Origin of the sequence: Candidatus Kapaibacterium thiocyanatum (assembly GCA_001899175.1) — a bacterium.
GTDB classification, from domain to species: Bacteria; Bacteroidota; Ignavibacteria; order Kapaibacteriales; family Kapaibacteriaceae; genus Kapaibacterium; species Kapaibacterium thiocyanatum.
Map to the genome: position 1 here is coordinate 18,040 of MKVH01000013.1, position 21,246 is coordinate 39,285.

11 protein-coding genes are annotated in these 21,246 nt (G+C 61.3%); all 11 read right to left on the reverse strand.

Annotated features, from left to right (window positions below):
• Positions 1-9: 9 nt before the first annotated feature.
• The gene (locus BGO89_01970; protein OJX59210.1) at positions 10-1,197 is read right to left on the reverse strand and encodes a thiol oxidoreductase; all 1,188 of its coding nucleotides are present in this window, start codon (positions 1,195-1,197) and stop codon (positions 10-12) included.
• A gap of 203 nt (positions 1,198-1,400) precedes the next feature.
• Entirely contained in the window at positions 1,401-1,994 is a 594-nt protein-coding gene (locus tag BGO89_01975; protein OJX59211.1) for a hypothetical protein, read from the reverse strand.
• 245 nt (positions 1,995-2,239) lie between these two features.
• Positions 2,240-3,730, reverse strand: coding sequence for a hypothetical protein (locus tag BGO89_01980; GenBank protein OJX59212.1), 1,491 nt, complete (start codon positions 3,728-3,730; stop codon positions 2,240-2,242).
• Between the two features lie 73 nt (positions 3,731-3,803).
• Positions 3,804-6,257: a hypothetical protein gene (locus tag BGO89_01985; GenBank protein ID OJX59213.1), complete on the reverse strand. Its 2,454-nt coding sequence runs from the start codon at positions 6,255-6,257 to the stop codon at positions 3,804-3,806.
• Between the two features lie 32 nt (positions 6,258-6,289).
• Positions 6,290-7,276, reverse strand: coding sequence for a hypothetical protein (locus BGO89_01990; protein ID OJX59214.1), 987 nt, complete (start codon positions 7,274-7,276; stop codon positions 6,290-6,292).
• A gap of 53 nt (positions 7,277-7,329) precedes the next feature.
• Positions 7,330-11,211 (reverse strand): hypothetical protein, encoded by a 3,882-nt coding sequence (locus tag BGO89_01995; protein OJX59215.1) that lies wholly within the window; start codon positions 11,209-11,211, stop codon positions 7,330-7,332.
• A 69-nt stretch (positions 11,212-11,280) separates the two neighbouring features.
• A complete protein-coding gene (locus tag BGO89_02000; protein ID OJX59216.1) occupies positions 11,281-15,312 on the reverse strand; it encodes a hypothetical protein in 4,032 nt (1,343 codons plus the stop codon).
• A gap of 156 nt (positions 15,313-15,468) precedes the next feature.
• The gene (locus tag BGO89_02005; GenBank protein ID OJX59217.1) at positions 15,469-17,187 is read right to left on the reverse strand and encodes a hypothetical protein; all 1,719 of its coding nucleotides are present in this window, start codon (positions 17,185-17,187) and stop codon (positions 15,469-15,471) included.
• A gap of 46 nt (positions 17,188-17,233) precedes the next feature.
• Positions 17,234-19,042 (reverse strand): hypothetical protein, encoded by a 1,809-nt coding sequence (locus BGO89_02010; protein OJX59218.1) that lies wholly within the window; start codon positions 19,040-19,042, stop codon positions 17,234-17,236.
• On the reverse strand, positions 19,039-20,250 hold the full coding sequence (locus BGO89_02015; GenBank protein ID OJX59219.1) for a hypothetical protein: 1,212 nt from the start codon (positions 20,248-20,250) through the stop codon (positions 19,039-19,041). Before BGO89_02015 ends, BGO89_02010 begins: the two co-directional genes overlap by 4 nt.
• Positions 20,247-21,230, reverse strand: coding sequence for an ATPase/protein kinase (locus BGO89_02020; GenBank protein ID OJX59419.1), 984 nt, complete (start codon positions 21,228-21,230; stop codon positions 20,247-20,249). The genes BGO89_02015 and BGO89_02020 overlap by 4 nt, the downstream gene beginning before the upstream one ends.
• Positions 21,231-21,246: the final 16 nt, after the last annotated feature.

The window sequence follows — 21,246 nt, forward strand, 5'->3', positions numbered from 1 at the left end:
CGGCGGATCCTAGAGTGATTCGAGAAACTTGAGCAACGCTTCCTTGTCGTGCGCGGGAAGCTGCCTGTAACGCTCCCGGCTTTTCGCTCCCTCGCCGCCATGGTAGAGGATGGCTTCCTCGATGCTATGGGCGCGCCCGTCATGCAGAAGGAAGTACTGTCCTCCCTGCGATGTCGGTGCGAGGCCGAGGCCCCAAAGCGGCGGTGTTTTCCATTCGGACGTCAGCGCCGTTCCCTCGGTATAGCCATCGTCGAGCTCCGGTCCCATGTCGTGCAGGAGAAGATCGGTATACGGATGGATGGTCTTGTCGGAGAGGGCAGCGATCGACGTCGACGGAGTCGTGAACGTCGGTACGTGGCACGAGGCGCAGCCGATGTCGCCGAACGTCCTCTTGCCTGCCTGAACGCGGGTATCGTCGGCATTGCGTTGCGTCGGCGCCTTGAGTGTCTGCAGGTAGAAGACGACGTCATGGATGGTCTGGTTCGACACTTCGGGATCGATGTCGTGTCCGGAATACACGTCGAGGGGATCGTAAGCCGAAGCGATGCCGATGTCCTGGTTGTATGCCGTCACGGTCTGCTGCAGCAGGTCGATGGCCGCGGCTTTCTTGCCGTACCTGCCGATGTAACGACCATCGACAGGCATACTGCCGGAGCGTGGTCTGAAGTAGGACGGGGGGTGGACGTAGTTCGGAACGCCTGAAATACCGTCGCCATCCCTGTCGTCGGGATCGGCATTGGCCAGGAGCTGCGCATCCGTGAGGGCGTCCAGGTAACCCAGGCCGACGCTGAGCGGAGGCATGAAACGGGAGAAAGGGGCACCCGCGGGAAGTTGTTCGGGCTTGTAGCCGGGCAGGGCCCTGTTCTGCAATTGCGGACCGCCCGCATCCAGGTAGCGATTGCCCGAAGCGTCGGATTGGCCGAACCGGATGAGCGTCGTGAAGGGATGTCCCTTGCCGTCGCTCGCATGACAGGTGCCGCACGACGTCGCGACGAAGATCGGGCCGAGTCCAGTCGATGCGGTGAAGACGTCGTCGTTGAAGGCGATGTCGCCCGCGAGGTGGCGGATCTGCTCTTCGTGTGTGAGACCGTCGACGGGGCCGTCGAGGACGTCATGTACTGCCGGAGCCGGTGGCACGATGGCATCGCAGGCGATCAGCAGGGGAACGATGGCTGTAGCGAGGAGGAAGTGTTTCACGCCACAACATAAGAAAATTTAGACGCATATAAAAAACATGTGTCTCAACTCACGATGTGGCGATGAACGTTGTACGATATCGACGCATATGATATCCCTGGATATCGTGATCGTGGCATACCGTCAAACGAAAAACGGCCTCCACGATGAAACCGTGGAAGCCGTGCCGTTCGGAACGATTCGCGTATCGGGTGCGCCGGTGCTTACTGGCCCTGCATCGCTTTGTTGATGGCTGCCATGAAGGCTTCCTTCGTCTGCATGCCGATGATCTTCTGCACGACGTTGCCCTGGCGGTCGATGATGAACGTCGTGGGAATCGAGCGGACACCACCGTATTCCTGGGCGATCTGCAGGTTATCGATCACGTTCAGATAGGAGATGTTCGCACGTTCGACGAAGCCCTTCACGAGGGCGAGCTTGTTGTCGACTTCGTCGAGCGATACGCCGACGACGAGAACACCCTTCGGTGCCATTTCCTTGCTGATCTCGACGAGGTCGGGGATCTCACGCTTGCAGGGACCGCACCACGTAGCCCAGATGTTCAGCAGGACGACCTTGCCTTGCGTGAGTTCGGAGAACGAAACGTTCTTTCCGCCGTCCTTCCATACGAAGTCCACGGCCTTGTTACCGACGCGCTTGGTCACCGACTCGACCAGAAAGACCTTTCCGGCAGCGGCTTGTACGGGGGTCGACTTGACAGCAGCCTTCGCCGTCGGAGCACTGTTGCTGGTAAATGCATAGGCGAACGTCGCGGCGACGATTCCCAGTCCGGCGACTACGGCTAATGAGCGTTTCATCACGATTCCTCGAACGCAAGAAAAATGGGGACTTGAAGGCACCTGCAGGTCGGAGACGGCCTAGCGGACCAGATTATTGCCTGCCACTACAAAGAGTATGCCAGGTAACGTTCGTCGGTATGCTCGTCGAATGGATACGCTGAAAGATACGGCATCCCGAACCGCCAGGAAAAACGAAGAAGGGAAGGATGCCGTAGTGTCCGCCCCGGTACCCGACCGGGTACCGGGGCGGATACGAGATCGTATCAGCCGTTCTTCCAGTTCTGGAGCATGTCGGTCAGGAGGCGTACGCCGACGCCTGTCGCACCCTTGGGTGCATACGGACCTGCCTTGGGTGCGAGTGCGGTACCGGCGATGTCGAGGTGGACCCAGGGATAGGTCACGAAGTGCTTGAGGAAGAGCGCTGCCGTGATGGTGCCGGCGGCGCGACCACCGGAGTTCTTGATGTCGGCGTAGTCGCTCTGGATGAGTTCTTCGTACTCTTCGTACAGGGGCAGTTCGCATACGTATTCGCTGGTGCGCTTGCCTGCATTCGCGAGCATGGTCTTCGTGTGTTCATCCGTACCGAGCATACCGGTCGTCGTATTGCCGAGGGCGATCACGCAGGCACCGGTCAGCGTAGCCAGATCGATCACGGCCTGGGGCTTGTAGCGATCGGCATAGCACAGTGCATCGGCCAGGATCAGACGTCCTTCGGCATCCGTGTTGTCGATCTCTGCCGTCTTGCCGTTCATGAACGTGAGGATGTCGCCAGGTACCATGGCCGAACCGCTGGGCATGTTCTCCGTGGAGGGGACGAGACCGACGACATTGACGGGGAGACCGAGCTTCGCGATCGTGTACATCGTGCCGATGACGGAGGCAGCTCCGTGCATGTCACCCTTCATGTCCGACATTCCTGCAGCGGGCTTGATGGAGATCCCACCCGTGTCGAAGGTGATGCCCTTGCCGACGAGGACGACGGGCTTGTCGCCCTTCCTGCCACCGTTGTATTCCATCACGATGAAGACGGGAGGACGGACGCTGCCCTTGTTCACGCCGAGGAGGCCACCCATCTTCAGGGCCTCGATCTTGCGCTTGTCGAGAATCGTCGTCCTGAAACCGGCCTTGCGTCCGGATTCCGCAGCACGCTTGCCGAGGATTTCGGGATAGAGTTCGTTGTTGGGGGCGTTGGCGAGGTCACGTGCGAGCACGACACCTTCGTTGATGACAGTGGCCGTGTCCACACCGCTCTTGACGGCCTTCTGCGCCGTCTTGTCAGCGGCGAGATACGTGAACCTGGTCACGAGGCCGTTGCCCTTCTCCATCGTCTTGTACTTGTCGTAACGGTACTGGCTCAGTTGGGAACCTTCCGCGACCGCCTGTGCGACGGCGGTCGTATCCAGACCCTTGACCGCAGGAAGTTCGAATGCTACGTGTCCACAGCCGAGCGATGCCGCGCGCTTCGTCGCCGCTGCTGCTGCGCGGCGTACGCCTTCGGCCGTCAGACCTTCGGCATTGCCAAGACCGGCGAGGATCAGACGGGGAGCGGCCGTCGCAGTACCCGTATACGCCGTTGCCGTGCTGCCCTTCTTGCCCGTGAAATCGCCCGAAGCGATGAGTGGCTGTACATGAGGGATCTCGCCGATCAGTTCCTTCGTCGCGCTCTTGAACGACTTCTCATCCTGATACAGAAATACGACGATGGCATCGGCTTTGGCGGTACGGCGGGTACCTACCTGGCTGGCAACGGACATGACGGATCCTTGATGTTGAAATGTGTCGACAAAGTCGTAAGCGACAAATTTACGCAATGGACAGGCTCACTGTTCAGGACGAGGGCACGAATACGTGATAGAGCCTGAAGCTGACGTCGGGTGCGGCCGCTACCGGAAGCCGTACGTACCCGCCCTTGAGCCATAGCTGCAACTGGTCGCTGTAATGCGCGTTGAGCGGTTCGCCCGATACTCCGCCCGGAACGACACTGTACTGCACGGTGTCGTGCATGTCCGAGATGACGCGCATCGACGCGGCGACGCGGGTATCGTATGGAGCGTAGATGCGCCATTCCGTGTTGTTGATGGTCGTACTGCTGCCGCCGATCTCGAACGGTCCCTGATTCATCACCGGACGCATCAGCGGATGGTTGCCGAAGCGGTGCGGGAAGGTCACGGTATGGAGAGTGCCGTACAGCCATTGTTGCGGTTGCTCGCTCTGGAAGGTCGTGGCCGTCGCCCGTACCGCCTCGATATAGCTGCGGATGGCGATCCACGCAAGATCTTCACGCTGAGACGTACGACTGTCGTCGAAGAGTACATGCTGCGGCTCATTGAGCAATTCCTGCATACGACGAAGCGGAATGCTGCCCACGAAGGTATAGTCGTAGTAGAGCTGCTGGCCGAGCTCGTCCTCGAACGTATTCCATATCAACCGTTCCAGCAGTGCCGCGTAGATGCTGGCTCCGGGATCGACGGGACTCTGCGTGCCGTCCCATCGCGCGAGGATCTTCAGTGCCTCGCGTTCCATGGTGCCGTATCGCGACTGCCCGCGCTTCAGGATGGGCAGCAGCATGGCCAGCGTCTGCTTCGCATAGGGCGAGACGATGTCCATCTGCATGACCTGGGCATCACGGACGGTATAGTCTTCGTAGAGGCGGAGCTGATCGTTGATGCGCTCGGCCCTGGACGACGGTTCGTACAGGGTGCCGATGAAGGGCTCGGCCTTCGGCCATGTTCGGTTGTTGGCCGAACTGACGAATCCGCGTGCGGGATTGACCATCGTTCCGAGCGTACGCAGATGGGTGAGCCCCTTCCAGTCCGATGCCGCATCCCAGCCCGGTGCCAGGAGGTGTGGATCGGCATTGCCCCGCTGTGGAATCACGCCGGCGAGGACAGTACCGACGAGGCCGCTACGTGCTGCCACGCTGACGTTGAGTGCCGGTGCATGCCACGTTCCGACGGCGTCCACGACAGCAGGAAAATTCTTCGCCTTGTTGATCTTATACATCGCAAGTATTTCGTCGCTCGGTGTCGACGCAGTCCAGCGATACGTAAGGCAGGACGTCGTGAGCAGTGTCGTCGCTCGCTGGCGCGGCATATCGAAGAGCTTCGAAGGTTCCCGCATCAGATGGACGTCGGAAATCACGGCCGACCTCGTCGTGAAGCGAAGGTCGATCAAGGAGTCGGATTGATCCTTGATGTGGATGGTGTCACGGCGATACTTGAATTTCGTACGTCGACCGTTGCTCGCGATGTAGTAGTTCCCGTTCGTACTGTCGATACGCTCGAGGAAGTAGTCGACGTCGTCGACCATGACGTTCGAGAAGCCCCAGGCGAGGTCGTCGTTCCGTCCGGAGAAGACGAGGGGCATGCCGGGTACGCTCATGCCGATGACGTTGAAGGTCGGTGAGGAGAGGTGGATCTGATACCACTTGGGCGGCAGGCCTACCGACAGGTGCGGGTCGTTGGCGAGGATGGAGGCGCTGTCCGTCCGTACGGCCCAGCAGTTACTGCCTACCGACGATCCCGTCATGCCGAGCTTGTTGCGTACGGCATCGATGCGTCGTGTGAGACCTTCGATGATGGGAGCCATGGCTGCCGTGGCGCGTGCGGCCGTCGAGTCGGATGCGGACGGTACAGGGCCCTTCGATGCCGTCGTATCCAGGACGTACGGTGCGCCGGGACCGACGGGGATGTAGTTCCGCACGGCTGCACGGCCGCGTTGTGCGGAGATCTGGGCATAGGAGAGATCGGTCCAGAAGGCCAGGCTGAGTTCGAAGGCGAGAACACGACCTACGATCAGACAGTCTTCCGGCATCCATGGCGTGGGGCCGTATTCCAGTGCGTCGAATTCGAAGGGAAGGCGATCCTTGTTCTCACGGATGTATGTATTGACGCCTCTCGTATAGGCGTCGAGGATGCTGCGCGTCGTCTTGCTCGCATTCTTCATCTGCTGTCGGGCGATACCGGCCATGTCGATCGCACGCATGAAGACGTCGATATCGATCGCCTCCCGGCCGACCACTTCGGCGAGACGACCACGTCCTACGCGACGTGCCACGTCCATCTGCCACAGTCGATCCTGTGCATGGACGTAGCCCTGGGCGAAGAACAGATCCGCTTCCGTCGGTGCCACCACGTGCGGCACCCCGAAGGAGTTGCGGAAGATGCGCGTCGTGTCCGTCACGGGTGCGGATTCTTCCGTGTACGGGGCCGGATGCGATCGTGTGGCCAGACGTACGGCGAAGATTCCGAAGCAGATCACCAGCACGACGGCCGTCGTCACAAGGCCTACCGTGCCCTGCAGCCATGATCGATTTATAGCCATCCGTGCTTTCGATACCACGTTACGGTGTCGATCACGCCGTCGCGCAAGGACATTTCCTGACGATAGCCGAAATCACGGCGAGCCTTCTCCGTACTGCAGATCCAGTAGCGCTGCGTGATGTCGATGCCTTTCTCGTAGTCGAGAACCGGAGGCTTGCTCGAGAAGCGTCCGAAGAAGCCCGACAGCCCTGCGATGCCTTTCACGATGGTATGAGGCAAGCGCAGCGTCGTGACCCGCTGGCGGCCGAATGCGGCCGCGGTCTGTTCGGCCACGTACTGCCATGTATACAGCTCGTCGCTCGATACGAAGTAGGTCTGGCCGATGGCGTTGGGAGACATTGCGGCATCGACGATGCCACGGGCAAGGTCACGGACGTGGACGAGGCTGACCTTCTTCTCGTCGAAGCCGATCAGTGGTGCGAAGCCCTTCTTGACCGTCTGGAAGAAGGTGAGGATGGCTTCGTCACGCGGCCCATAGACGGCGGGGGGGCGGACGATGGTCGTCGGAATGTCCTTCGACGCTTCGTGGACTACTTCTTCGGCGGCCTTCTTCGTACGGCCGTAGGCCGTGATCGGATGGAGCGGCGTGGCTTCCGTAGCGGGATGCTCTTCATCCGGCGACGGGCCTACGACGGCGAGGCTGCTGATATGGACGTAGCGGGTGAGGTTCGGACGATAGGCGCGTATGGCGTCGACCATGTTCCGCGTCGCGTCGCGATTACCCTTCATGAACTCCGCTTCGTTCTTCGCCGCCGTGAGACCGGCGACGTGGATGACGACGTCTGCCTGCTCGACGGCCGTCCGCAAGGACGTATGATCGAACAGCGAGCCGTCGACGCGTCGAACGGGTTTGTCTTTCAACCAGCGGAAATTACTCGTCGCACGGGCAATGAACGAAACGTCATGACCCCTTTCGAGCAGCACGTCCACGACGTGGCTGCCCACAAAACCGGTGGCTCCGGTCACCAATACATTCACGTGGTTCCTCTCGATGAACAGCGCAAAGATACGACCGATGAACGGCCCGTGCCTCAGCGCACGATGACTGCCGTCGCCGTATGATGCCGCAGGCCGTGATCCATCGTGATGAGATGGACGCCGCTCGCCAGCATCGAGGCATCGATCCTGATGGTATAACGTCCGGGCGCAAGACGTCCGTCGAGTGGAATGCTTGTCACGGCACCGCGCAGGTCGCGCATGACGATCGTCACGGCATCGTCCGTGAGGACGGTGACGTCCAGGACGATGTCGTTGCCCGTCACGCGTTCCACGATGAGGGCGGAGGGGGCGCCGATACCGGCCTGGCGTGCTTCGATGGCACAGTCGCCGCCGATGGTGAGCAGGCCGCCCCGTCCCGTTGCGATCACACCCGAAATGCCGACCGTATCGACGTCGACGGGTGTGGTGAGGGACGATCCGAGATAGCAGCGGCCACGGATGGTACCGACGACGTCATCGGCCTTGACGGAATTGGCGAAGGTGAGCGCTATCTCGGCCGTACCCGCGGATATCTGCGTGATGGCGGCGGTGTTCTCCGATGTCGGACGGACGTCCAGCAGGCGCAGGATGGTAGGATCGTAGCGTATCCGTGTGACGATCCCGGTGATCTGCGCACCGGTAATATCGACGGTGGAACGCAGCGTCATCGGGATGTCGATCTCCGATCCGGGCCGACCGGACATGTTCTCGGGGAGTTCGAGCGTGATGCCGGTGATGACACCGGGAGACGTCGTGGTTCCGGTCAGAACGTACCCGACGCTGTCCGGGCAGAGGCCCGTTGTGCGGCTGACGATGGTGATCGTGTCCTTGCGGTCGAAGCCGGCGAAGGAATATTCGAGGACGACGACGATCGAGTCCCCCGGCGCCAGCGTCGTGGGCAGGGCAGGTGTCGACGATCTGACGGAGAACGGGCCGACGATACCATCGAGCCGCTCCACCGGCAGCGGGGCCGTGCCGGTATTGCGGATGACGAGGCGTTGCGTCGTGCTCTGACCCGTACCGAGGATTCCGAACGATGTCGACGTCACCGTGGTCTGCCGCGACAAGTCCACGGCACGTCCGGTTATCACGCATTTGACCGTTTCGTCGCACGGGCCGACGACGACCGTGAGCGTATCCGAGAACGTACCGACGCTCGTCGGCCTGAAGGTCACCGTAACGTCGCGCCGTCCCGTGAAGGTCGACAGTGCGACGAGGTCCGTGCTGAATGGACCACCGAGGGATACCTGGCGTACGATGCCGGTAGTGGACGTTCCGTCTCCGATCGACAGGCGGAGTTGCGCGGTGGCCTCGTTACCGTTGCAGAGTACCACTTCGCCCATGTCGATGGTCGCATCGGAGATCGAAGCCCGCGCATCGATGACGCTGCCGATGATCGTGAGCGAGCGCATCATCGAGCATGGTTGGATGTCGAGTGTCGAGTTGATGACGTAGGCTCCGAGCACGGCAGGATGCTGGATGCGGATACCTACCGTGATGGATGTTCCGGGTTTGACGACGATGGGCGCGTCGACGATCGTGACGGAGTTCTGCGCGAAGTTCGTGAGCGTGATGTCGCTGTTGCCATCGTTGGTGACGACGATCGTCGTGTCGTACGCACCGTCGCAGGCAAGCAATGGTCTCAGGCGGATCGTATCGGGTGTGGTGCCGAGCGAGGGCAGGAATGCCGCGGCGATGAGTGTGGCGCGGAGCGTGTCATCTGGACAAGCCGTGGAGGTATAGGGGAACTTGATTTCCTCGATCGCACCACGATTGAGGTCGGGGCCGAGGGGACGGTACTGGATGCGTACCGTGTCCGACTGTCCGGCCTGGATGACCTTCTGCGTGAACTGCGTGAGCAGGAAGAACGGGGGATTCACGCTCGGTGCCTTGACCGTGATCGCCGTCGTACCGTTGTTCGTGATCAGGATGGCGCTGTCCGGACGGATGTCGCTTGTGGGGCAGGCATGATAGACGCCGAAGTCCACACGTGCCCTGTCCAGCCCGGCGATGGAGACGAGCTTGTTCCCGGTCAGAGCGATGGTCGCCTGCACGCCGCACGGAACTGCCGTGAAGGTGGCCGTGCCGGAGAACGTACCCTGGGCCGAAGGTGTGAACAGCAGGCGTACGGACTGTCGTTGTCCGGGTGCGACGGTGAAGCCCGGTGGCGGAGACGCCAGGGAGAATCCCGGAGGGAAGGCCGCATTGGTGACGGTGATCGTTTCCGTACCTGTATTGACGATATCGGTCAGGAGTGCCTTGCCGTTGCTGCAGGCGTCGAGGCTGCCGTAGTCGAGGGTCGCAGGTTCGAACCTGCAGCGGACATCCGGAACCTTGATGCGCGTGACGGCGGAGATCCCCGGACAGCCCTGTTGCGATGCGATCCGTACCTGATAGTCACCGGCCTGCGTCACCACGTAGGTCTTCGATGCGGCACCGGGAATCGTGTTTCCGTTGCGTAGCCATTCGTATTCGGCCGCGTCGGTTTCAGCGGTGAGCGTGATCTGTTCGCCTGTACAGATCGTCCGTGTACCCGTCGGTGTAATATCGACGACGGGAGCGGGCAGGGCCGTCACGACGACAGAATTCGAGGTCGCCGTACAGCCGCCTTCGACCGTGATCATCACGGTCCACGTACCCGGATCGCGTGCGACGAAGCGGCCCGTGATCGTCGAGCCGTAGACGGAGCCGTTCAGGAGCCAGTCATACCGCTCGGCCGTGGCGGTGCATGTCAGCGTCAACGTATCGCCGGGGCATATCGCGGTACGCGAAGCGGCGATGGTCGGCAGTGATGGCCGTTGCTTGGCGATGGCCTGGCTCTGGGCGAAGGCACCCTGATTGTACTGTCTGCCGCGTGCCGTCGTGTCCGCCGTGACGGACATCCTGTTGTCGGCCTTGTACCTGTAGGCATAGACACGGTAGGTATAGGTCTCGCCGCAGAGGATGTTCAGCGAATCGAGGTAGGTCGTACCTGCGTCGTTCGGCAGGACGGCAAGGACGAGGGCCGTCGACAGCCGCGTGCCGGCATTGATGATGGTGCCGTCGCGCACGGTGGAGGCATCGAACTGGCCGAAGCCGAGCGTGTCACGCAGGATCATGACGCCGGTCGTGGAGTCCTTCGTATTGGGATCGTTCACGGCCGTCCATGAAATCGTATGCCGCGTGGCCGTTTGCTGCACGAGCGTCACCGCCGGCGCCGCCGTCCACGTCGGTTCGCGCCATTCACGCCAGAGAAGCTGATTGACGTTGGGCAATCCTTTTCGGGCCTTGACGTTATCGACGTTGTTCGGAAGTCCCTTCGTCGATAGCGGATCGAGGCTCGTCGAATCCCTGCCGATGCCTGCCGCATAGGCCGCCAGTGTACGTCCACTCACGCGGACCGAACGCGAATTGGGTGCGGCCGTATCGTGATTCACCTTGGGCGGCGCGCTGGCATCGTAGGACGGGCCGGTCGGATTCCTGTGTCCGAGACCGTGGACGTGGACCGTATCCTTCGTGAAGAGTTCGAGATAGTCGCCTTCCTGGGCGATGTTCAGGGCATTGAACGACCATGACGATCCCGAGAACAGGAACTGGTCGAGATAGGTCGTGTTCTCCGCACCGAGCTCGAGATAGCCGTCGGAAGGATCCAGGTCCTGCGTCGGAAGCGTGAAGCCGCGGTGATAGATGACGATGATCGTACCCGCACGGACGTTGCGCCACAGGGGAACGTCCTTGAAACGGACGCCGCCCTGGCGTGCATCCTGCTGACCGTTGTTGTCGGTGAGGATATACCCCACCATGTTGAGGTTGTCCTTGACGACGACGATTTCCGTCCATTCACCCGTCTCCGGTGAGACGTCGTTGAAGTATTCGCTCACGACGATGTCCTGCGACCGTGCGGCCGCCGTCATGACGATGAATACGGATGCGGCGAGCAGTATCAGGCGGACCATGGCTAACTCCTGAAACACGACAGGGGAGCATGACGGATCCATGCTCCCCTGGGTGAAGTCGACACTACGTTACTTGATGATGGAGACGGTGCGGACCGTACGATCGCCACCGATCGTGATGTCCAGGAGATATGCACCGCTCGGGAATCGCGAGGCGTCGATGGTCAGGGCATGCTTGCCCGGAAGCATCATAGCGTCGGCGATGGTGGACACGACCTGACCGGCCATGTCGACCAGTCGTACCGTTACGTGGCCTTGCGTCGGGAGATCGATCGGAAGGATGGCCGACGTACCGACGGGATTCGGCACGAGGGTTCCGACGATGGTACCGCCCGCGAGCACGTCTTCGTCGACCGATACGGCAGGAAGGATCGTGACCGTCGTCGTATCGGAGAACTTCTCGCCGCAATCGCCGAGGACGCGGCACCAGTAGCGGCCGGCATCGGAGGTGGTCACGGAAGCCTTCATATACGTCGGTGCGACTTCGCCGGTGATGGCCGTACCGTCCTTGAACCATTGATACTGCGGCGTGCCCGTACCAGTGACGGCGACCGTAATGGTCAGCGACTCGCCGGCATTCACCGACAGCGTTGCCGGCGGTTGCTGCGTGAAGCTATGGGGGGCGTTGACGACGACCACTGCGTTCTCGGACGTCGCGAGGCCGCACGGCGTGGAGACCGTGACCGTATAGCTACCGGCACGGGCGGCGGTCATGTTGTCGATCGTCAGCGTCTTGGACGTCGCATTCGGAAGCGGGGTACCGTTCATGGACCATTGATACTCGGCTCCACCTTGCGCCGGTACGGTGGCTTCCACATTCAGCGTGAGCTGATCGCCTTCGCAGATCGTCGTGTTCGCAGGGCCTTGCGTAATGACGGGAACACCGGAGATGACGACGTCGATCATGGCGCTTGCGTACTGTACCGGAGCGTCTGCGAGTGCAGCGCGTATTTCGTACATGCCCGCGTCGGCGGTGGTAACGTTGAAGATCTGGAGATGTTGCGTACGGGTACCCGAATACTTGACGCCTTCGCTGAGGGGCTGACCATTACGGTACCAGCGGATGTCGAGGGCCGCGCCCACAGGATTGGCATAGGCAAGAGCATCGACGTTGACGCTCTGGCCGATGCAGGCGGCTACCGTGGAAGCGATCGCCTCGGCATAGACGCCCGTGGTGAAGATGCGGATCTTGCGCGAGGTAGCTGTACCGCAGGTACCGGTCACGACGCAGTAGTAGTCCGTGCCGATGTCCTGCTGGCGTACGTCACGGATTTCGAGACGACTGCTCATCGTACCGAAGAAGTGTCCGTCGTCGCTCAGGGCCAGATCGCCGCGATACCACTGATAGGAGAATTCGTTCGGAGCTTCGCCTTCCACCGTGAGGAGGGCATTGGCGCCGATCTGCGCAGGAACGGCAAGCGACTGATTGATGATTGTGGTGGGGCGTACGACGCGGATATCCGCCGTATCGGATACGACGTCACCGCACGTCGCGAAGCCTACGACCTTGCACCAGTAGCGTCCCGACGACAGATACTGGACGTCCTGGATGCTGAAGATGGGCGTATTCGAATTGGCGAGCGGCTGGCCATCCTTGTACCACTGATAGTAGCGGACACTGCCGGACGTAAGGACGATGAGCGTGTGATCGTCGCCGAGACACATGTTGCGCGACTCGGGTTGCTGGCTGATCGACAACGGTGCGATGACGACGAAGCGTCCCGAGACGGCGGAGATGTCCGGGCGTTCGACACCCGTGATGCGGATCCGGCAGTCGGGCGAGAATTCGATACCCGGAACCGTCCACGTATACGTACCCTGCGATGCCGGAACGACGTCGACCAGCTCGTAGGAGAGACCGTTCGAGCGCGAGAACTCGATACGGACGTTGTTCATGCCGCGGGCCGTGAATGCGATCGTCTTCGACGACAGGGCGCAGAGCGAATCTCCGGCCATCGGCTGCGTGAGAACGATCTTCGGCGTTTCGAGGAAGATCGGATTGTTGAAGCCACCCGTCGCGTTCACCGTGGATACGCCGTTCCAGATACCGTCGTCGGATGTGACGGCATAGACGATGCTGTTGTCACGATAATCGCGCTCTTCGATACGACGTACTGCGGAGTTGTTCGGAATGAACGTGGCCCATGCGGTATGGACGTTGTCGATGTTGCGGTAGAAGGTTTCGGCACCCGTGATCGTCGCACCGTCGTCCTGGACCAGCGCGATCGAGAGCGGGCGTCCGGTGCCTGCCGTGTTGTCGTACAGGAAGACGTAGTTCTTCGGTGCGAGCTGGCTCTGCACGTCCACGATACCCGTGGCCTGGTTCGACGCGCTGCCGAGGCGGATCACCTGCGACGACTGGGCCAGTTCGTAGCGATTGATGAGGCGTCCGAGCTGGTCGCCCAGAGAGATGCGCCAGTAGATCGTATTGCCTTCCTGGAAGGCGTCGTTCGTGGAGGCGATGAGGTTCACCCAGATCGTCTTCGACGTTTCGCCGGCCTTCGTGGAGAAGACCGAATACTCACCGTCGTTGTTGAGCGACTTGCCGTTGAGATAGGAATACGTGTTCGTATTGCCGTTGTAGTGGAGGTTGAAACCGCCACCGGTCGACGTCAGGAGATGGTCGGTGCCCAGGCCCGTGTTGTAGCGGTACACCGTACCGGGTTGAAGGTTCGTGAACGTCACGGAGGCGAAGACGGGAATCGGGAATGCGCCGACACTCGAGTTACAGGCGCCGCTCGCGGTACGCGAGTGGATGTACTGGGGAACCGTATTCGTGACGAGTTGGGGTGTCGCGGCGACCGTCAGCGCCGGCAGCGTGATGGACGGCAGCCCCGGCGCATCGACGCGCAGGACGTAGGTGCCGGTCTGGTCCACGGAAATGTTGTCGAACGTGGCCACACCGAGGAACGGTGCTACCGTGGACGTCAGCGTAACGTTGCCCGGACCGCTGACCTTCGTAATGGTCACATTGGCCGTGTAGTTGGCATCGATGGTATTGTTCGCACGCCACGCCGTGACCTTGAACGGATTCATCGGCGTATTGACGTAGGCGGCGTTGACGAAGCCCGTCACCGCTGCATACGTAGCGCCGTCCTGCACCGTGAAGGCGGCCGAATTGACGGCCGTCAGCGCCATACCGGCCGTTGCGGCGGCATGGACGGAGACGCCGGCTTCGGACGTGTTATAGGAGACATTCGAAAAAGCGACGTAGGACGAACCGGCGGGAATCGTTCCCGTCAGTGTACCGGACAGTGCGCCCATACCCGTATTCAGCGATACCGTCACGGTCGTGGCGGCGGTGACGTTCTTGGGTGCGCCCGTACCGTCGACACTGCGGATGAGGATGCCGAAGGGGATATTGCGCGAGGGCGAGGTCGGCGTCACCGACGTGACGGCGAGAGCCGTCGGAGCACCGGTAAGGATGCTCGTCGATGTCACGCTGATGTCGTCGAGGCGAAGTTGCGGGCGTGCACCGGTGAGAGCGACGGGAATGTGGGCATAGACCCACCGGAGCTGTACGAGGGGCTGGTTCTCGAGTGAGGCCGGCAGTGTCGTGGCGATCGTCTGTGCCGTTCCCGTCGTGCTCAGATACTCGACGAAGGCACCGTCATTCGTCAGGGCGTTGGTCCATGCAGCCGACGAACCGAGGCGGTATTGCAGGCGGATCGCATATACACGCGGCTGAGCGCTGCCCAGACGTTGGGATACGAAGGAGACCTTCACGTTGGCCCGACCCGTGGTATTCAGGGCGAGAACTGCAGCTCCGACGAAGGAGCAGTTGCAGCCGTTCGTTGGAGTACTGCCCGTATTGACGAAGGAGATACCGTTGGCACCTTCTCCTCTGATGCGCGTTGCTGCGGTATTACTGTATGGGCAGAGCCAGTCTCCGTTCGAGGCCTGATCGGCCTGGGCGTCGAGAATCGGAAGCGTATGGAATACCATCGAAGGAGGAAACGTTCCTGCCGCCTGTGATGAATTCCATGTCGTGAAGGAATAATTGCCGGTCGACAGATCGAACGGCGTCGGATTGGTTTGCGCGTTCAACAACGGCATGCCTGCGAGCAATACGGACAGGCCGATGAGGAGGCGAAGTGTCATGGCTGACAAGCGCTCACGTAACATAGAATGGCAACAAAGGGTTGGATGAATTTCTCTCGGCCGCAAAACTACAGAACGACGGCCCGACGAACAATCGCCGGGCCGTAACGCTTCGATAACATGATCTTCTGTCCGGAATGGACCCCAGAATCCGGATCAGGCCTTGCCGAGATAGTTCGGATACATGGCGGAGAGCCAGGCATAGGCCGTGTCGACGATGTCCTTCAGGCATCCGTCGGCAAAGGGTGAGACGAGGGCGCCGGCCTTGACGATCTCGAGGAAGGGCATGCTGCCACCGATGTCGCAGATGCGGAGATAGTCGGCGAAGGCCTTGTCGCGATCCTCGAGCGAGCGCTTCCAGTACTGCAGGGCGCACGTCTGTGCCAGGGCGTAGTCGATATAGTAGAACGGCGATTCGTAGATATGGCGCTGGAACTGCCATTGCGTTCCTTCCAGTGCGTACGGAACGTCGTCTGCCGTTCTCCACGGCATGTAGGTACGTTCCATCTCGCGCCATGCCTCGTTGCGTTCGGCCGGCGTAGCGTCGGGATGGGCGTAGATCCAGTGCTGGAAGTGATCCACTGCGCAACCGTAGGGCAGGAAGAGCAGGGCGCCCTGGAGATGGTAGAATCGGAACTTGTCCGTCTGCTCGCCGAAGAAGCTCTGCATCCAGGGCCACGTGAGGAATTCCATACCCATGGAATGGATTTCGCACGCTTCGGCCGTGGGCCAGCGATATTCCGGGACTTCGAAGCCACGGCTGCGATAGGCCTGGAAGGCGTGGCCGGCTTCGTGCGTCAGCACTTCGATGTCGTGCGTCGTGCGGTTGAAGTTCGCGAAGATGAAGGGAAGACCGAATTCGGCGAAGCTCGTGCAGTAGCCGCCCGTCGCCTTGTTGTCACGCGTCTTGAGGTCCATGAGGTCATGATCGAGCATCAGCTCGAAGAATTCCTTGGTCTGGTCGGACAGCTCGGAATACATGCGATGTGCGCGCTCGACGATCCAGTCGTGGTCGCCCTGGGCGATGGGATTGCCGTCGACGAACTGCAGCTTCTCGTCGTACAGGGTGACGGCATCCAGACCGAGGCGTTCCGCCTGGGCCTTGCGGAGCTTCGTGACGAGCGGCACGACGTGATCGATGACCTGGCGGCGGAAGGCCTCCACATGGTTCTGATCGTAGTCGATACGGCCGAACTCGATGTAGCGGTACTCGGTATAGGACGAGAAGCCGAGCTTATGCGCCTTCTGCGTGCGTACCTGGACGAGCCGGTCGTAGATGTGCTCGAGCTCTTCGCGATGGGTATGGAGGAAGTCGTACATGGCCTTCGTCGCGCGACGACGCTTGTCGCGATCGAGGTTGATGACGAGTGCGGCGATGGAAGACAGGTTGTAGACTTCGCCATCGAGTTCGATGCGCGCCGAGGCCGTGATCTCGTTATACCTGTTGCAGAGATCCGACTCTTCCACGAGAAAGTCCTTGATCGACGGATCGAAGGTCTTCGTGCCTTGTTCGAGACGCTTCAGGAAGAGCGAGCCGAATTCGCGTTCGATGTCCGGGCGGAACGGCGAGCCGATGAGGCGCTTCGATACGGAGAGATTCCAGTCTTCGACCGTCGGTGTGTTGAGGTCGTAGAAGTGCTTCTCTTCTTTCGCCTTGTCGTTGGCGACGTTCTGTGTGTAATGCACTTCGGCGAGGCTGTGCATGGTGCCGAACCGTGTACGGATGGCATTCCAGTTATGCACGTGCTCGATGACGTCGGCGGCTGAGGCTGCGCCGTCGATACTGGTGGAAATGGACTCGATCTCGGTACGGACTGCATCGAGGTCGGGACGTACGTAGGGCAGGTCGCGGAACGACGGGGTCGTCAAGGACATGAAACTGTTCTCCGATCAGAGGAAATGAATGGGCATAAGTATAAGGTCAGGCATCGCCACGAAGGCGGCGTATACGTTCCCGTGCTTCGGGAAGCAGGATCGATCGAGGATACTGTACCAGAAGGTTGGTCAACGTGGCGATCGCACCGGTACGGTCTCCCTGCCGTTCCTGGATGCCGGCGACGAGCATCATCGCCCGATCACCGTATATGGTTTCCGGAATACGCTCCATAAGACGTTGCAGAACCGGGACGGCTTCCGCATCGTGACCGGCTGCAACATAGCGTACGCCGGCTTCATACAGGCAACGATCCTTGATTTCAGCAATATTGGCAGCATCCGCGGCGCGCACGAAGGCGGCTGCCGCTTCCACGCTCTTGCGCCTTGCCGACAATGCTTCGGCGTCGGCATACAACCAGAGCAGAGCCGTATCGTTCTCGGCGATCTGCACGAGCATGAGCTTGTCGAGCGCGTCGTTGGCGGCTGCCGAGCCGGGGCGGGCGCTGACGGCGGAATAGAGCGCGAGGGCGGAGTCGAGACGATGCTGCTGGAAGTAGAGCTCGGCACGGCGGAAATTGGCGACGTCCCGCTTGTCGGCCAGCGACGGAATGTTCAGCGAAGCGAGGTCCTTCAGCAGGGTGGTCGCGGCCTCGGGCTGACCTGCCGCTACATAGAGGGAAGCCAGATAGAGTACGCCGTCGGCCGCGGGCTGCGTTCCGCGGAAGCCGTTGATGAGGCGCTGCAGGATGTCGCGGGCGCCGTCCTGATCTCCCATCACCTCATCCGTGAGGATGGCCATGTGGTAGAGCGCATCGGCAGCGAAGGGATTGGTAGGAGCGGTCTTGACGATGCTGCCGTACCGGTCGAGGATCTTCCTGGCATCGTCCTTCGACAGCCCTTCCGAAAGGCGCATGCGCTGCTCGAGCGTTCGGGCATAGCCATACAGTGCCGTCAGCGTCATAGGATCGTTCGATCGGCCTTCCATCACGGCTCCATACGCTTCGAGGGCGATATCGTATTGTCCGTCCTGTCGTGCGCCGTCGGCGAACTGGATGAGTTCCTGTCCGCGCTGGCGTCCTGCCGCATCGAGCTCCCGCGTGATGGCGAGGGCCGTGGGCCAGTCCTTCGTTTCACGGTAGAACCACTGTTTGAGCCTCAGACCCTGGACGCCCGTTGCCGATTCGTGTTCGAGCATGGTCTTGACGTAGGAAACACCTTCCGGTGTGAGCATGAAGGCGCTGAGCTTGCCGCGGGCATGCTGGATGTCGTCCGACGATCTGTATTCGGCGATGACTTCACGTACGCCGTTCCGGTAGTCGCCGGTGCTGGCATAGAGTGCCGCCAGCTCCGACGCATAGGCATCCGTCGTGCCACTGCGTTCCCGTGCCTTGAGGTAGGAAGCGATGGCCAGCTTCGGGATCAATAGCTCGGACTGTACGCTGGCGAGGGCGACGTACGTTTCCTCGTCGTTGCCGCCGATGTCGAGGGCCTTGTTCCACCAGCGTTCCGCTTCGGACGTCTTGCCGGTCTTCCACGACAGGGCGCCGGCGAGGACGGCCAGGTCCGTGGATGGTTCCTTCTCCACCCGTTCGACGACGAGTGGTATCAACGCGTCGTACTGTTGCAGGCCCACGAGCGTACGGGCCACGCCATCGAAGTAGATGCGTGACTCGGGGCGCTTGGCATAGAGCTCCTGGTAGATCCTTGCCGCGTTCCGCAGATCGCCCGACCGTTCGTATGTCTGGGCGAGGCGGAGCTGCTGCGTCAGGGCTTCCTGTGCCGGTACGGAATGGGAGATCGCGACCATCATGACGATGATCGCGGCAAGAAGTCGTATGGGATTGCGGCCGTTCACGCCTGGGGAATTCCTTCTGGATGGAGTAGTGGCAGTATCGCCTGCTGGATGGGTTCACTGGGGACGAGGACCGTTCCGTCGAGGTCGATGACGACGTCGAGCTCCGTCCGCAGTCCCAGGACACCGTTCTCGTACAGGCCAGGTTCGATACTGAAGGACGTGCCGGGCAGCACGCGTCGTGTGTCGTGGGTTTCGAAATCGTCCATATTGGCGCCCGGGCCGTGCACGTCGTCCGTGATGTTGTGTCCGGTACGATGGATGTACATGGCACCGTATCCGGCACGTTCGATCGACGTGCGGCAGGTGCGGTCGACTTCATAACCGCAGACCGTTTCGTTCGCCGCGAAGCGACCGCGGATCATCTCGAGCGTGGCATCACGCGCCGTCGTCAGCACGGCGAACCGTTCGGCGACGTCGGAAGGTACGGTTTCACCGGTATATCCCACCCATGTGATGTCGGCATAGACGGACCCAGGACCCGAGGAACGCGCCCAGGCGTCGATCAGGACCACCATGTCACGTCCGATCGCGGAGTATTCCTGCGGCGTGGGCGCGTAGTGCGGGCTGGCCGCATTGGGCCCGATTGCCACGATTGGCGGTGTATCCGTGATCATGTCCTGGCTGCCGAACCTGTCCATGATGAATTGCTGGACGTCGTACTCGGTAACCGGCGTGTCGTTCATCAACTGCGTGCGGATGAATCCGAAGGCATCGTGGACGGCGGTGCGGAGATAGGCCGCCGTGAGTGCGTTGCCGGCGATCTGTTCGGGCGAGAGCAGGGCAGTGAATTCCTGGAGGATATCGGCCGACGAGACGACTTCGAGACCGAGGGAACGGAGGAAGTCGATCGTACCGGCATCGACCTTGGAAACGACGGGCAGCTCGCCCATCGGCGAATATTCCATCGCGACGATGGTGAAGCCCTTCGTCGCTTCGCGTACCTGTTCGGCCCACGATGTGCGTGTGTCATAGACGAGCGTTTCGGCCGGGACATGGGCGAGGGGAACCTGCTCCATCCGGTGCACGATCTTGACGACGGGTCCATTCGCCGGAATGACGATCATCCAGCGTCGTGTGCAATGGGCGTCGTCGGCCAGACCAAGCATCTTCCAGGCGAGCGGATTCGTGCGGCGGAAGTCGAACAGCAGCCAGGCGTCGAGGCCTGCAGCGCGAACGGCATCCTGCATGCGGGCGAAGGAAATGTTCATGGTAGTGGCCTCATCGTGATGGTAAGGGAAGAGAAGAACCGGTGTAACGCCGCTGCGGGCGAGACGGTTCCGTCGAGCACCCGCGCGCGCAGCTCGTCGAGCATGGCGCGCATGTCGGTACGCTCGCCGAGAAGGTCGAGCAATCTGTCGTTCAGAACGTGGTCGAACCAGCGGATCCGTTGTGCGGCGCGGCGGTCCGCGATCGCACTCATGCGGCTGCCGTCGAAGAATCCGTCGCAGACCGCTTCCAGGTCCGCGAGGCCGTCCCCATCCACTGCGCTGAGGCCGAGAACGGGAACGTTCCAGCCTTCCTGCGAAGGAAGCATCAGCCTGAGTGCGCCCTTCAGCATCGCGATGGCGCGTCGTGTGGCTTCGGGGGAAATGTCGGCCTTGGTGACGACGACGGCGTCTGCCACTTCCATGATTCCGCGCTTGATGCCCTGGATATCGTCGCCCGCCGTTGGAAGGACGAGCAGGAGGAACAGGTCTACCATGTCGGCCACGTCGATCTCGCTCTGGCCGACGCCGACCGTTTCGACGATGATGGTGTCGTATCCTGCTGCTTCGCAGAGCAGGATGCATTCACGGGTTGTGGACGTGGCGCCGCCGAGGGCGAGGCGTGACGGTGAGGGGCGTACGAAGGCGTTGTCGTGCAGGCTCAGATGGGCCATGCGGACCTTGTCGCCGAGGATGCTGCCGCCCGTGCGTCTGCTGCTCGGATCGACCGCGAGGACGGCTACGCGGCGTCCTGCTTCGCAGAGGCGAAGGCCGAAGGCCTCGACGAGCGTGCTCTTTCCAACTCCGGGAGATCCGGTCATGCCCAGACGTCTGCTGTGTCCGGTATGCGGCATGATACGCTCGAGCAGCGCGGCCGCCACGTCGCGGTCGGCCGCCGTCGTGCTTTCCACGAGCGAGCATGCACGTGCCAGATGGCGGCGATTGCCATCCAGTACTCCCTGTGCGAGGACGTCGGCCGTAATGGGAGATGACACGCGC

Excerpts from the sequence above, each read along its gene's own strand:
- BGO89_01975 (OJX59211.1), bottom strand. The coding sequence starts at position 1,994 with ATGAAACGCTCATTAGCCGTAGTCGCCGGACTGGGAATCGTCGCCGCG.
- BGO89_01980 (OJX59212.1), bottom strand. The coding sequence starts at position 3,730 with ATGTCCGTTGCCAGCCAGGTAGGTACCCGCCGTACCGCCAAAGCCGAT.
- BGO89_01995 (OJX59215.1), bottom strand. The coding sequence starts at position 11,211 with ATGGTCCGCCTGATACTGCTCGCCGCATCCGTATTCATCGTCATGACG.
- BGO89_02000 (OJX59216.1), bottom strand. The coding sequence starts at position 15,312 with ATGACACTTCGCCTCCTCATCGGCCTGTCCGTATTGCTCGCAGGCATG.
- BGO89_02005 (OJX59217.1), bottom strand. The coding sequence starts at position 17,187 with ATGTCCTTGACGACCCCGTCGTTCCGCGACCTGCCCTACGTACGTCCC.
- BGO89_02015 (OJX59219.1), bottom strand. The coding sequence starts at position 20,250 with ATGAACATTTCCTTCGCCCGCATGCAGGATGCCGTTCGCGCTGCAGGC.